At 64.9% G+C, this 13777-nt stretch carries 13 protein-coding genes and 3 tRNA genes; 14 read left to right on the top strand and 2 right to left on the bottom strand.

Annotated elements, in window-relative coordinates; all coding sequences use genetic code 11:
* Nucleotides 1-50: 50 nt before the first annotated feature.
* The 9 genes from lepA (at nt 51) to nagZ (ending at nt 8230) form a co-directional block, all read left to right on the top strand.
* Nucleotides 51-1844 carry a translation elongation factor 4 gene (gene lepA / locus E0W60_RS22125; RefSeq protein ID WP_135705564.1) on the top strand — a complete coding sequence of 598 codons (1794 nt, stop codon included), beginning with the start codon at nt 51-53 and terminating at the stop codon, nt 1842-1844.
* Between the two features lie 89 nt (nt 1845-1933).
* Nucleotides 1934-2833, top strand: coding sequence for a signal peptidase I (gene lepB / locus E0W60_RS22120; protein WP_029046313.1), 900 nt, complete (start codon nt 1934-1936; stop codon nt 2831-2833).
* Nucleotides 2834-2883: 50 nt separating this feature from the next.
* Nucleotides 2884-3297, top strand: coding sequence for a DUF4845 domain-containing protein (locus tag E0W60_RS22115; RefSeq protein ID WP_135705563.1), 414 nt, complete (start codon nt 2884-2886; stop codon nt 3295-3297).
* Between the two features lies 1 nt (nt 3298).
* On the top strand, nt 3299-4069 hold the full coding sequence (gene rnc, locus E0W60_RS22110; RefSeq protein WP_133095538.1) for a ribonuclease III: 771 nt from the start codon (nt 3299-3301) through the stop codon (nt 4067-4069).
* On the top strand, nt 4066-5001 hold the full coding sequence (era, locus tag E0W60_RS22105) for a GTPase Era (RefSeq protein WP_133095539.1): 936 nt from the start codon (nt 4066-4068) through the stop codon (nt 4999-5001). The genes rnc and era overlap by 4 nt, the downstream gene beginning before the upstream one ends.
* Nucleotides 5002-5030: 29 nt before the next feature.
* Nucleotides 5031-5930 (top strand): DNA repair protein RecO, encoded by a 900-nt coding sequence (recO, locus tag E0W60_RS22100; RefSeq protein WP_135705562.1) that lies wholly within the window; start codon nt 5031-5033, stop codon nt 5928-5930.
* Between the two features lie 34 nt (nt 5931-5964).
* On the top strand, nt 5965-6747 hold the full coding sequence (gene pdxJ, locus E0W60_RS22095; protein ID WP_135705561.1) for a pyridoxine 5'-phosphate synthase: 783 nt from the start codon (nt 5965-5967) through the stop codon (nt 6745-6747).
* The gene (acpS, locus tag E0W60_RS22090; RefSeq protein WP_133095542.1) at nt 6744-7166 is read left to right on the top strand and encodes a holo-ACP synthase; all 423 of its coding nucleotides are present in this window, start codon (nt 6744-6746) and stop codon (nt 7164-7166) included. Before pdxJ ends, acpS begins: the two co-directional genes overlap by 4 nt.
* 14 nt (nt 7167-7180) lie before the next feature.
* A complete protein-coding gene (gene nagZ, locus E0W60_RS22085; protein WP_135705560.1) occupies nt 7181-8230 on the top strand; it encodes a beta-N-acetylhexosaminidase in 1050 nt (349 codons plus the stop codon).
* Between the two features lie 88 nt (nt 8231-8318).
* On the opposite strand, the gene efp is transcribed toward nagZ, so the two are convergent.
* The gene (gene efp, locus E0W60_RS22080; RefSeq protein ID WP_133095544.1) at nt 8319-8879 is read right to left on the bottom strand and encodes an elongation factor P; all 561 of its coding nucleotides are present in this window, start codon (nt 8877-8879) and stop codon (nt 8319-8321) included.
* A gap of 222 nt (nt 8880-9101) precedes the next feature.
* Nucleotides 9102-10271 carry an elongation factor P maturation arginine rhamnosyltransferase EarP gene (gene earP / locus E0W60_RS22075; protein ID WP_135705559.1) on the bottom strand — a complete coding sequence of 390 codons (1170 nt, stop codon included), beginning with the start codon at nt 10269-10271 and terminating at the stop codon, nt 9102-9104.
* A gap of 112 nt (nt 10272-10383) precedes the next feature.
* Here earP and uvrC point away from each other — a divergent pair, with 112 nt between their 5' ends.
* From uvrC to E0W60_RS22050, 5 genes are all read left to right on the top strand, one after another.
* Nucleotides 10384-12459, top strand: a complete 2076-nt coding sequence (gene uvrC, locus E0W60_RS22070) for an excinuclease ABC subunit UvrC (RefSeq protein WP_135705558.1) — start codon at nt 10384-10386, stop codon at nt 12457-12459.
* Nucleotides 12460-12567: 108 nt separating this feature from the next.
* Nucleotides 12568-13167, top strand: coding sequence for a CDP-diacylglycerol--glycerol-3-phosphate 3-phosphatidyltransferase (pgsA, locus tag E0W60_RS22065; RefSeq protein ID WP_133095547.1), 600 nt, complete (start codon nt 12568-12570; stop codon nt 13165-13167).
* Between the two features lie 172 nt (nt 13168-13339).
* Nucleotides 13340-13415: transfer RNA gene (locus tag E0W60_RS22060), tRNA-Gly, on the top strand.
* Nucleotides 13416-13476: 61 nt separating this feature from the next.
* Nucleotides 13477-13552: transfer RNA gene (locus E0W60_RS22055), tRNA-Gly, on the top strand.
* Between the two features lie 107 nt (nt 13553-13659).
* Nucleotides 13660-13733, top strand: a tRNA-Cys gene (locus E0W60_RS22050).
* Nucleotides 13734-13777 lie beyond the last annotated feature (44 nt).

Raw genomic sequence — 13777 nt, 5'->3', positions numbered from 1 at the left:
AACCGTTGTTGCCGCCCGGGCCCTATTGCCGGCGCTCCCCTGAACACTAGATGGACCATATCCGTAATTTCTCGATCATTGCCCACATCGACCATGGGAAGTCCACCCTGGCCGACCGGATCATTCAGCTCTGTGGAGGGCTGTCGGATCGGGAGATGGAAGCGCAGGTCCTCGACTCGATGGATATCGAGAAAGAGCGCGGCATCACCATCAAGGCGCAGACCGCCGCGCTGTCTTACAAGGCGCGCGACGGCAAGGTCTACAACCTGAACCTGATTGATACCCCGGGGCACGTCGACTTCAGCTATGAAGTCAGCCGCTCGCTGTCCGCCTGCGAAGGCGCGCTGCTGGTGGTCGACGCCTCGCAGGGCGTCGAGGCGCAGACCGTGGCCAACTGCTACACCGCGATCGAGCTGGGCGTGGAAGTGGTGCCCGTGCTGAACAAGATCGACCTGCCGCAGGCCGACCCCGAGAACGCGATCCAGGAGATCGAGGACGTCATCGGCATCGACGCGCAGGATGCCACGCCGTGCTCGGCCAAGACAGGCCAGGGCGTGCAGGACGTGATCGAAGCCCTGATCGCCAAGGTGCCGCCGCCCAAGGGCGATACTGACGCACCGCTGCAGGCGCTGATCATCGATTCCTGGTTCGACAACTATGTCGGCGTGGTAATGCTGGTGCGCGTGGTCAACGGCACGCTGCGCACCAAGGACAAGGTCCTGCTGATGGCCACCGGCGCGCAGCACCTGGTCGAGCAGGTGGGCGTGTTCACGCCCAAGTCGATCCAGCGCGATTCGCTGACCGCAGGCCAGGTGGGCTTTGTCATCGCCGGCATCAAGGAACTGAAGGCCGCCAAGGTGGGCGACACCATCACCACCGTGCAGCGCAAGGCCGAGGCGCCGCTGCCGGGTTTCAAGGAAGTCAAGCCGCAGGTGTTTGCCGGCCTGTATCCGGTTGAAGCCAACCAGTATGAAGCGCTGCGCGAATCCCTGGAAAAGCTCCGGCTGAACGACGCCTCGCTGATGTTCGAGCCGGAAGTGTCGCAGGCGCTGGGCTTCGGCTTCCGCTGCGGCTTCCTGGGCCTGCTGCACATGGAAATCGTGCAGGAACGCCTGGAGCGCGAGTTCGACATGGACCTGATCACGACCGCGCCGACGGTGGTGTACCAGGTCGAGATGCGCGACGGCACCATGATCACGGTTGAAAATCCGGCGAAGATGCCGGACCCGAGCAAGATCGAGGCGATCCTGGAGCCGATCGTCACGGTCAACCTGTACATGCCGCAGGAATATGTCGGCTCGGTGATCACGCTGTGCACGCAGAAGCGCGGCACGCAGATCAACATGAGCTACCACGGCAAGCAGGTGCAGCTGACCTACGAAATCCCGATGGCGGAAATCGTGATGGACTTTTTCGACCGCCTGAAGTCGGTTTCGCGCGGCTATGCGTCGATGGACTACGAGTTCAAGGAATATCGCCCGTCGGATGTGGTCAAGGTCGATATCCTGATCAACAGCGACAAGGTCGATGCGCTGTCGGTGATCGTGCACCGCTCCAACTCGCAATACCGCGGCCGCGAAGTAGCAGCCAAGATGCGCGAGATCATTCCGCGCCAGATGTACGACGTGGCGATCCAGGCGGCGATCGGCTCGAATATCATCGCGCGCGAGAACGTCAAGGCGCTGCGCAAGAACGTGCTGGCCAAGTGCTACGGCGGCGATATCAGCCGCAAGAAGAAGCTGCTGGAAAAGCAGAAGGCCGGCAAGAAGCGCATGAAGCAGGTGGGTACGGTCGAGATCCCGCAGGAGGCCTTCCTGGCCATCCTGCAGGTGGACGACAAGTAAGGCACCGGCAGCACGATGCCACGCGCAGCGGTTCGCCGTGCGCGTAACAGAACAGGCTGTACCAGGATTTCCAAGAACCAGAAGCCGTCATGAATTTTGCACTGATCCTTTTTGTGCTGGTGGTGATTACGGGTGTTGCGTGGGTCGCGGACAAGCTCGTGTTCGAGCGGCAGCGCCGCGCCTCGGCGCGGCTGGCGCTGGCCGAATTCGATTCCCGCCAGGCGGCGCTGCAAGGCGGCTTTGGCGCGACCGATGCCGACGCCACGCGCAAGCGCCTGGCCGAAGAAAAGCTGCGCCAGCCGTGGTGGCTGGAATACTCGGCCAGCTTCTTCCCGGTGATCCTGGCGGTGTTCGTGCTGCGCTCGTTCGTGGTCGAGCCGTTCAAGATCCCGTCGGGCTCGATGATCCCGACGCTGCTGATCGGCGACTTCATCCTGGTCAACAAGTATGAATACGGCATCCGCCTGCCGGTGGTGAACAAGAAAATCATGGACATGCGCGAGCCCCAGCGCGGCGACGTGATGGTGTTCCGCTACCCGAAGGACCAGTCGCTCGATTACATCAAGCGCGTCATCGGCGTGCCGGGCGACACGGTGCAGTATTTCAACAAGCGGCTGACCATCAATGGCAAGCCGGCCGAATACACGGTGCTGCCGGATTTCCTGGACGAAGAGCGCCTGGCGTATTCCAAGCATTTCCGCGAAAAACTGCCCGGCAGCGTCGACCATGGCATCCTTAACGATGCCGACCGGCCGGCGTTCGTGGCGGGCGCCGACCCGGATTTCCCTTACCGGGAAAACTGCACTTACAATCAGCAGGGTGTGACGTGCAAGGTACCTGCAGGTCACTATTTCGTGATGGGCGACAACCGGGACAACAGCCTCGACTCCCGCTACTGGGGATTCGTGCCGGACGAGAATATCGTCGGCAAGGCTTTTGTCATCTGGATGAACCTGGGCAATTTCGGACGCGTGGGCTCCTTTAAATAAGCCAATCCGCGCGGCGCAAGAACACTCAACACAACAGAGGGCAAGCGCAAATGGGTCAGACCGGGAAGGTTAAGGGGAAAGAACAAGGCCGGAAGTACGGGCAGGCCGGGCCACGGCGCCGCGGGCAGGGCGGTTTTTCCGTCTGGACGCTGCTGGTGGTCGTGGTCTTCGTGATTGGCGTGGCCTTGCCGGCCGTACGCTCGATCCCGAGCCTGGTGGAGTATTTTTCAGTCAAGCGCGCCGCCAGCTTCGCGAAGCAGCGCGCAGTCAACAAACGTGAAGTCGTCGAGTATTTCGACAAACAGGCAGCCATCGACCGGATTGCCGCAGTCAAGGGCGAAGACCTGCTGGTCCGCGAGGACGATAACGGCAACATCCGCTCGGTCGATTTTTCGTACCGGACCGAAGTGCCCGTCTACGGACCCCTGAGTCTTCTGATCACCTATTCGGGAACGCAGCACTGATATGAACCTCGACGCCTTGCAGCAACGACTCGGCTACCGATTCAGCAAGCCAGAATTGCTGCAGCAGGCGCTGACGCACCGCAGCCACAGCGCCCAGCACAACGAACGCCTCGAGTTTCTGGGCGATTCGGTGCTCAACTGCGCGGTGGCGGACATGCTCTATGGCATGTTCGGCAAGCTCGACGAAGGCGACCTGTCGCGCGTGCGGGCCAACCTGGTCAAGCAGCAGGCCCTGTATGAGATCGCCCAGATGCTGCAGCTGTCCGAGACGCTGCGCCTGGGCGAGGGCGAGTTGAAGAGCGGCGGTTTCCGCCGTCCGTCGATTCTCGCCGACGCGCTCGAAGCCATTGTCGGCGCGGTCTTCCTCGATACCGGCTTCGAGGCCGCGCGCGCGCTGATCCGCAAGCTCTATATCCCGATCCTGGAGCAGGTGGACCCGCGTACGCTCGGCAAGGACGCCAAGACCCTGCTGCAGGAATACCTGCAGGGCCACAAGATCGCGCTGCCGCAATATAACGTAATCGCCACCCACGGGGCCGCGCACAGCCAGCAGTTTGAAGTCGAGTGCACGGTGCCTAAACTGGAAGTCCGGGTGTTCGGCACCGGTGCCTCGCGGCGCGCCGCCGAGCAGGCCGCCGCCAAGCTGGCGCTGGACGAAGTCCAGAAGCTGGTACCGCAGCTGCTCAAGCGCAGCCGCGCCGAGCGCACCGGCAAGACCCGCAAGCAACCCCAGCCGCAGGACCCGCAGCTGTCTCTCAGGTTGAAGGAATGACCGAATCTAACCATCCGCAGCAAGACGCGGCGGATACCCCGGCCGCGGCGTTCCGCTGCGGCACCGTGGCCATCGTCGGCCGCCCCAACGTGGGCAAGTCCACGCTGATGAACGCGCTGGTCGGCCAGAAGATCAGCATCACCTCGCGCAAGGCGCAGACCACGCGGCACCGCATCGTCGGCATCCAGACCACGGATGACGCGCAGTATGTGTTCGTCGATACGCCCGGATTCCAGACCCGCCACGCCAGCGCGCTGAACCGTTCGCTGAACCGCGCGGTCACGTCGACGCTGTCGTCGGTGGACCTGATCCTGTTCGTGGTCGAGGCCGGCTATTACGGCGCCGACGACGAGAAGGTGCTGTCGCTGCTGCCGAAGAACACGCCGGTGCTGCTGGTGACCAACAAGCTCGACCGCATCGGCGAGAACCGCTCGGAAGTGATGATGCCCTTCCTGGAAAAGATGGGGCAGCTGTTCCCGTTCCGCGAAGTGGTGCCGATGTCGGCCAAGACCCGCGACCATATCGCGCGGCTGTTCGACATCATCCGGCCCTACCTGCCGGAAGGCGAGCCGATGTATGACGCCGATGCGATGACCGATCGCAGCGAGCGCTTCCTCGCCTCGGAAATCATCCGCGAGAAGGTGTTCCGCTGGACCGGCGACGAGCTGCCGTACACCAGCACCGTGGTCATCGACAAGTTCGAGACCGAGGGCCGGCTGCGCCGCGTCTTTGCCACGATCCTGGTCGAGCGCGACGCGCACAAGGCCATGATCATCGGCAACAAGGGCAGCAAGCTCAAGCAGATCTCCACCGAGGCGCGCCTCGACATGGAGAAGTTGTTCGACGGCAAGGTCTACCTTGAAATGTGGATCAAGGTGAAGAGCGGCTGGGCCGACAACGAAGCCGGACTGCGGGCCTACGGCTACGAGTGAGCGCACTGCGAGCGAAAGGCGAGCGACCCTTGAGCAAGACGGCTGACATCGCGCGCGCGCCGGCGCCCCGCGCCCGCCGCGCCGATCCGGTGGTGGACGAGGCGGCCGAACTGCTCGACAGCAAGGCGCTGCCCGGCATGGCTGGTGTTGGCGATGTGGCGGCGGCACGCGCCATGATGGACCGCGCCATGCGCATCGTGCCGGCACGGCCCGAATCGCGCGTCGCCGACGAGCCGGGCTTTGTGCTGCATGCCTGGCCGTATCGCGAGACCAGCCTGATCCTCGATGTCTTCACGCGCGACCATGGCCGCATCTCGATGGTGGCCAAGGGCGCCAAGCGCCCGCATTCGGCGTTGCGCGCGGTGCTGCAGCATTTCCATCCGGTGTCGGTGTCGTGGAGCGGCCGCGGCGAGGTCAAGACGCTGACCAAGGCCGAATGGGTCGGCGGCATGCCGCCGCTGGCTGGCGATGCGCTGCTGTCCGCGTTCTATCTCAACGAACTGGTGATGCGCTTCTGCCCGCGCGAAGATGCGTACCCCGTGCTGTTCCGCCATTACCTGGCCACGCTTACGCGGCTGGCGCATGGCGAGCCCGCCGGGCTGGTGCTGCGCAGCTTCGAGCGTGTGCTGCTGCAGGACACCGGCTTCGCCGTGGCCTTCGACCAGTGCCTGAGCACCGGCGAGCGCGTGCAGCCGGGGCTCGACTATGTCTACCAGCCCGAGCGCGGCGTGCGCCGCGCCCAGCCGAGCGACCCTTCGTCCTGGCCGGTGGTGTCGGGCCAGACGCTGCTCGACATGGCACAGGACGATTACAGCCGCGCGCAGACCGCGGCGCAAAGCCGGGCGCTGATGCGCTTCCTGCTGCATTATTATCTGCAAGGCGAACCGCTGAAAACGCGCCAGATACTGATCGACCTGCAGTATCTGTGACCGAATCATTCCAATCCGAATCTCTCCTGCTCGCATGATCTTCCACGCAAATCCGGGCGTCATCGACCTTGGCGTCAATATCGACCACGTCGCCACGCTGCGCAACGCGCGCGGCACCGTGTATCCCGACCCCATCCAGGCTGCGCTGCAGGCCGAGGAAGCCGGCGCGGACCTGATCACGCTGCACCTGCGCGAAGACCGTCGCCATATCCGCGACGCCGACGTGCGCGCGCTGCGCCCACAACTGGCCACGCGCATGAACCTCGAATGCGCGATCACGCAGGAGATGCTCGATATCGCCTGCGAGATCCGCCCGCAGGACGTGTGCCTGGTGCCCGAGCGCCGCGAAGAAGTGACCACCGAAGGCGGCCTCGACGTGGCCGGGCGCTTCGAGCAGGTCAAGGCCGCCTGCGCGCAGCTGGCCGGCGCCGGCATCCGTGTGTCGCTGTTCATCGATGCCGATCCCGACCAGATCGCCGCCGCGGCCGCGTGTGGCGCGCCGGTGATCGAGCTGCATACCGGCGCTTATGCCGATGCGCATGCGCCCGACCAGCAGGCGGCGGAATTCCGCCGCATCGCCGAGGGTGTCGACGCAGGCCTGAAGCATGGGCTGGTGGTCAACGCCGGACACGGCCTGCACTACACCAATGTCCAGCCCATCGCGGCGCTGCCCGGCATCAAGGAGCTGAACATCGGCCATGCCATCGTCGCGCATGCGGTGTTCGTCGGCTGGCAGAACGCGGTGCGCGAGATGAAGGCCATCATGGTGGCCGCGCGCCTGGGCACGCGCTATCCCATCGCGGGCGCGCCGGCGTGATCTACGGCGTCGGCACCGACATCATCCAGATCGCCCGCGTGCAGGGCGTGATGGAACGCACCCACGGCCGCTTCGCGGAAAAGGTGCTGGGACCCAACGAGCTGGCCAAGTACCACGCGCGCAAGGCGCGTTCCGAGAAGCGCGGACTCGCCTTCCTGTCCACGCGCTTTGCCGCCAAGGAAGCCTTTTCCAAGGCGATCGGCCTGGGCATGCGCTGGCCGATGACGTGGCGCGCGATGGAGCTGATGAACCTGCCTTCGGGCGAGCCTGCGCCGGTATGCCACGGCGAACTGGCGGCATGGCTTGCGGAACGCGGTCTCACCGTGCGGGTCAGTGTCAGTGACGAACATGACTATGCGGTCGCCTTCGCCATTGCCGAGCGCACCGGCGGGGCGGCTCCTCAAACCAAAGCCTTGTGAATCCAACCACTTCCATGTCCAAGAAGAACTCCGGCAAGCGGCCGGGCCCGGTGGTCCTCGACGTCGTCGGCAAGCAGCTCGATACCGACGATGCGCGCCGCATCGCGCATCCGCTGACCGGCGGCGTGATCCTATTCGCGCGCAATTTCGAATCGCGCGCGCAGCTGCAGGCGCTGACGCGCGCGATCCGCGCGGTGCGCGACGACGTGCTGATCTGCATCGACCATGAAGGCGGCCGTGTGCAGCGTTGCAAGACCGACGGCTTTACCCACCTGCCGGCGATGCATCGGCTGGGCGAGCTGTGGGACCGCGATGTGCTGGCGGCCACGCGCGCCGCGGTGGCATGCGGCTATGTGCTGGCGGCCGAGCTGCGCGCCTGCGACATCGATTTCAGCTTCACGCCGGTGCTGGACCTCGACTACGGGCGCAGTGCCGTGATCGGCGACCGCGCCTTTCATGCCGACCCGCGCGTGGTGACGATGCTGTCCGGCCACCTCAACCACGGCCTGCTGCTGGCCGGCATGAGCAACTGCGGCAAGCACTTTCCCGGCCACGGCTATGTCGAAGCCGACTCGCACGTGGCGATCCCGGTCGACGAACGTACGCTGGACGAGATCCTCGAACAGGACGCGCGTCCGTATGAATGGCTGGGCCTGGGCCTGTCGTCGGTGATGCCGGCGCACGTGATCTATCCCAAGGTCGACCCGAATCCGGCCGGCTTCTCGCGCTACTGGCTGCAGGACGTGCTGCGCGCGCAACTGGGCTTCGAAGGCGTGATTTTCAGCGACGACCTCAGCATGGAGGGCGCCAGCGTGGCCGGCAACGTGACCGAGGCCGCGCGCGCCGCGCTGGCGGCAGGCTGCGACATGGTGCTGATCTGCAACCACCCGGATCGCGCCGACCAGTTGCTGACCGAACTCGACACAGGCATCGACAAGGCCTCGCAGCGCCGCGTCCGCAAGCTGTTCCCGCGCCGCAAGCCGATGGACTGGAACAAGCTGCAGGGCGAAGGCGAATACCGCGCTGCGCTGCGCACGCTGCGCGAGTACGAGCTGATCGCCTGATCCGCGGGCGTACAAAAACAGAAAAGGCAGCCGAGGCTGCCTTTTTCCTTGCCGGTCCCGCTGTGCGAGCCGGGACCTTGCGCGCGCCTTAGTTGGCGCGGCTGCGGTATTCGCCGGTACGGGTGTCGATTTCGATCTTGTCGCCGATGTTGCAGAACAGCGGGACTTGCAGTTCGAAACCGGTGTTGATCTTGGCGCCCTTGAGCACCTTGCCCGACGAGGTGTCGCCCTTGACGGCCGGCTCGGTGTAGACGATTTCGCGGACCAGCGTGGTCGGCATTTCGACCGAGATGGCCTTGTCGTTGTAGAACACGACTTCGACGTTCATGCCGTCTTCGAGGTAGTTCAGCGAGTCACCCATGCTGTCCTGCTCGACTTCGTACTGGTTGTAGTCGGCGTCCATGAACACGTACATCGGGTCGGCGAAGTACGAGTAGGTGCACTCGCGGCGCTCCAGCACCACGACTTCGAACTTGTCGTCGGCCTTGAACACCGACTCGCCCGGGGCGTCGGTCAGCAGGTTCTTGTACTTCATCTTGACCACGGCTGCGTTGCGGCCCGACTTGTTGTACTCGGCCTTCTGCACGACCATCGGATCGCCGCCGATCATGAACACGTTACCGACGCGGAGTTCCTGTGCGATTTTCATCTGAACTGTTTTCCTGAATAAGAAAGTAGGAATCTGGAATGGCGAAGGCGCGCTGCCGGCATTACCGCTGCGGTCGGGCAAATGCTCCACCGAAAGCCGCCGAAGCCGGTATCCACGCGCTCGCGACCCCGTGCTCAGCTTGCATTCAGGTCTTCAGCCCCCGCGTTCGACGCATGGGAGAGGACCCGGTTCTCCGGCCCGGTCGCCATTTGAATCAACCGGTTATTTTACCTGATTTTCGCAAAACGCCACCAGGTTGGCGGCAAGATCTCCGGGATGCTGCAAGCGCCGCTCCCAGCGCGGCGCGGTTGCGGCAAGTGCCTCCAGATGCGCTCGCAGGCGTGGCCAGTCGACGGGAACGCCATAGCCGTTCCACGCGTGCCAAAAATCGGTTAATGCAGCGGCGGCGTCGGGTGCCATCCCGCTTTGGCGGAACAGGTCGAGCCAGGCATCGAGCTTGACCTCGTGTGCCGCATCGTCCTGCGGGTAGATATGCCAGACCAGTGGCCGCGCTGCCCACTGCGCGCGGACGAAAGAGTCCTCGCCCCGCACGAAGTTCAGGTCGCAGGCCCACAGCAGTTCGTCGAAGTGCTCCTGGCGTACGAATGGGATCAGCTGCACGCACAGGCTGCCACGTTCCACCGGGTCGCCGATCCGCAGCGGCGCGCCCAGCCATTCGGCGACCTGGTCCGCAGCCAGGCCGGCGGGCACCAGGCAATGGACCGTCTCGGCGCCTTCGCGCCATTGCTCCAGCAGCGCGGGCAGGGCCGGGTTGCGGTAGGCAAACAGGCTCACCCGCAGCGCGTCGGGCCGGGGCGTCACGCTCAGCCGATGCCACAAGGCAGCCTGGGCGGCTGTTCCGCCAAGGAAGGCGGCGCGCTGCGCGCCCAGCATCGATTCCCGCAACAGGCCGCCGGTGCCGGGCTCGAAGCCGGGGAAGAAGAAGTGCTTTACCAGCGGCAGCCGCGGATGGGGCGAGGGCATCGCATGATGCTCCCTCACCCACTGTTCGGCGCTCATGTATTCCAGGTTGATCCAGGCGGGCTTGGGGTCGCGCGCGGCCATGCGGGCCAGGAAGGCTTGCGGCACTTCGCAGGCGAAGGCTTCGATGACGGCATCGTGTGGCGCCACCCCGGCGGTGTCATCCACGTCGCTATCATCACCCGGGCCTGCCGGCCGCCACGGACGAATTTCCACGCCCGCCAGGCGCTGCACGGTGGCGCCGGTATCGAGTTCAGGCGCCAGCCGCGCGAAGCTCGCCAGGTCATCGACCCATAGCCGCACCGCGTGCCCGTGCTCCTGCGCGAGCTGGCGGGCCAGCCGCCAGCAGACGCCGATGTCGCCGAAATTGTCGATCACGGTGCAGAAGATGTCCCAGGAGCGGATAGGCATGGCGGGTAAAGGCGCGCGCGGGCGGGACGCGCGCTGAATTGCTCTAAACTTGCGATTTTAGAGGCCGCGTCACTTTGTTGCGCGCGAGCCGTGTAGCGGTCACCGTCCCCCAATGTCCGACCAGCAATCCGATTCACCGAAACCCGAGGCCGATGTGGCGGCCGAAACGCCGGCCGACGTTCCGGCTGACGTGCAGCCCGAGATCGCCGCCGAAGCTCCGGGCGCTCCGGGCGAATTGCCGCCGGAGCCCTTCGACCCCAAGCCGGTCATCTCGCGCCTGCCGGGCCTGCCCGGCGTGTACCGCTATTTCGATGCCGCCGGCAATGTGCTGTATGTCGGCAAGGCGCGCGACCTGAAGAGGCGGGTCTCGAGCTATTTCACCAAGACCCAGCTGTCGCCGCGCATCGCGATGATGGTCGCGCGCATCGCCCGTATCGAGACCACGGTGGTGCGCACCGAGGCCGAGGCGTTGCTGCTCGAGAACAACCTGATCAAGGCGCTGGCGCCGCGCTACAACATCCTGTTCCGCGACGACAAGTCGTACCCGTTCCTGAAGCTGACCGGGCACCGCTTCCCGCGCATGGCGTACTACCGCGGCGCCACCGACCGCAAGCACCAGTACTTCGGCCCGTTCCCGAGCGCCTATGCGGTGCGCGAGAGCATGCAGATCCTGCAGAAGGTGTTCCAGCTGCGCACTTGCGAGGACACCGTCTTCAACAACCGCACCCGGCCTTGCCTGCTGCACCAGATCCATCGCTGCACGGGCCCGTGCGTCAACGCCATCAGCGAAGAGAGCTACGCGCGTGACGTGGCCAACGCGGCGCGCTTCCTGCAGGGCCGCCAGACCGAAGTGCTGGAAGGCCTGCAGGGCAAGATGGAGCAGCATGCCGAGCGGCTCGAGTTCGAGCAGGCCGCCGCGGTGCGGGACCAGATCGCGGCGCTGTCGACCGTGCTCAAGCGCCAGGCGGTGGAGGAAGTGGGCGGGCAGGCGCGCGATATCGACGTGCTGGCCGTGGCGGTGGAAGGCGGGCGCGCCTGCGTCAACCTGGCCATGGTGCGCGGCGGGCGGCATCTCGGCGACAAGGCCTATTTCCCGGCCCATGCCGACGAGGCCGCGATGATCGTCGAGGATGCCGACCAGCGCGACACGCTGGACGAAGCCGGCGCCGCCGAGGCTGCACTACCGCTCACCGTCGAGCGCATCGCCGCCCGGGTGTTGTCCGCCTTCATGGTGCAGCACTACCTGGAGCAATCCGCACCCCCCATCATCGTCGTCAGCCATATGCCGGACGACGGCGCGGTGTTGGAGGCGCTGTCGCTGCACGCCGGCCGCAAGGTGACGCTGGTGCGCCAGCCGCAGGGCCAGCGCAAGGTGTGGCTGGAGATGGCGCAGCAGGGCGCGGCGCTGGCGCTGTCGCGCCGGCTGGCCGAGCAGGGCAGCCAGGAGGGGCGTACGCGCGCGCTGGCGGAAACCATCGGCCTGGACCTGGAAGACCTGGCGCTGCTGCGGGTGGAGTGCTTCGATATCAGCCATACCGCCGGCGAGGCGACGCAGGCGTCGTGCGTGGTGTACCACCACCATGACATGCAGAACAGCGAATACCGCCGATACAACATCCAGGACATCATCCCCGGCGACGACTATGCCGCCATGCGCCAGGTGCTTACGCGCCGCTACCAGAAGCTGGTCGAGCAGATGCAGGAAGACGGCGGCGGGCAGGCCGGCGGTGAGTCCGCCGCGCTGCTGCCGCAGATCGTGCTGATCGACGGCGGCAAGGGCCAGGTCGAGGTGGCGCGCCAGGTATTCGAGGAGCTGGGGCTGGATATCGGCTTGCTGGTCGGCGTGGCCAAGGGCGAAGGGCGCAAGGTCGGCCTGGAGACGCTGGTGTTCGCCGACGGCCGGCCGTCGCTGGAGCTGGGGCAGGGCAGCGCGGCGCTGATGCTGGTGGCGCAGATCCGCGACGAGGCCCACCGCTTCGCCATCACCGGCATGCGCGCGCGCCGGGCCAAGGCGCGCACGACCTCGCGGCTGGAAGAGATCGAAGGCGTGGGCGCACGCCGGCGGCAGAAGCTGCTGACCCGTTTCGGCGGCCTGCGCGGCGTGATGGCCGCCAGTATCGACGAGCTGGCCAGCGTCGAGGGCATCTCGCGCGGGCTGGCCGAGGAGATCTACCGGCAGCTGCATTGACCCGCGGCAGTTGCCGGCGCGGGCAGGAAAATGACCAATGATGGTCGATTGGTCCCGAAATCGGCGACAATCCCGGGATTGGTCACGTTCCCCCGCCGCCCGAGTTCCATGCCTTTCAATATTCCGATCCTGCTGACCTGGCTTCGTGTCGCCATGATTCCCCTGGTGGTGGGCGTGTTCTACCTGCCCGACGCATGGCTTCCCATGCACACCAAGAACCTGACGGCGGCGGCGTTCTTTATCATCGCCGCGGTGACGGACTGGCTCGACGGCTTCCTGGCGCGGCGCTGGAACCAGACCTCGTCGTTCGGCGCATTCCTGGACCCGGTCGCCGACAAGCTGATGGTGACGGCTGCGCTGCTGTCGCTGCTGGCGCTGGATCGGGTCACCGACCTGATCGCGCTGGTCATCATCGGCCGCGAGATCACGATCTCGGCGCTGCGCGAGTGGATGGCGCAGATCGGCGCGTCCAAGAGCGTGGCAGTGAACTTCCTCGGCAAGCTGAAGACCACAGTGCAGATGATCGCGATCCCGCTGCTGCTGTTCAGCGGTCAGCTGTTCGGCTTCGACGCCTATGTGCTGGGCACGTGGATGATCTACCTGGCCGCGGTGCTGACGCTGTGGTCGATGATCTATTACATGAAGCTAGCCTGGCCGCAGATCCGGGAGCGCAGCAGTGTCGTGGCGGGTGCCGGCGCCCGGAAGTGAAAAGAAATTCCAAAAAGGTGTTGACGCAGAGAAGAGCTTTTTGCATAATCTCATTCTCGTTGCTGACGACGCAAACGAAAGCAGCGAGATAAGGCGGGTTTGGCGCAAGATGTTGTGTGATAGTGCTAAATTGCGAAATAAAATGCCTTAGAAGGTTTTGAAGCAGTACCCTGCGGGAGTAGCTCAGTTGGTAGAGCGCAACCTTGCCAAGGTTGAGGTCGCGAGTTCGAGACTCGTCTCCCGCTCCAGGTTATCGAAGGGTTCGGCAACGTGCATGGCACTGGCCGGGCCGGCAGCAAAAAGTTGTACGCGGGAGTAGCTCAGTTGGTAGAGCGCAACCTTGCCAAGGTTGAGGTCGCGAGTTCGAGACTCGTCTCCCGCTCCAATCCCCAAAGGGAAGCAACGCTTCCCTTTTTGTTTGGGTTGAATTGCCGTGGCAGGCCAGCCGGCAGCATCGGCTGAATGCGGCTACAATCCAGCATCACGTCACCTGGCGGGGTGGCAGAGTGGTTATGCAGCGGCCTGCAAAGCCGTGTACGCCGGTTCGATTCCGACCTCCGCCTCCAGTTGCAAAGCAAAAACGGCGCCCAAGGGCGCCGTTTTTGCTTTG

The organism is Cupriavidus oxalaticus (assembly GCF_004768545.1).
Classification (GTDB): domain Bacteria; phylum Pseudomonadota; class Gammaproteobacteria; order Burkholderiales; family Burkholderiaceae; genus Cupriavidus; species Cupriavidus oxalaticus_A.
Note: the sequence above shows the minus strand (reverse complement) of the source record. Positions and strands in the feature narration are given on the sequence as shown.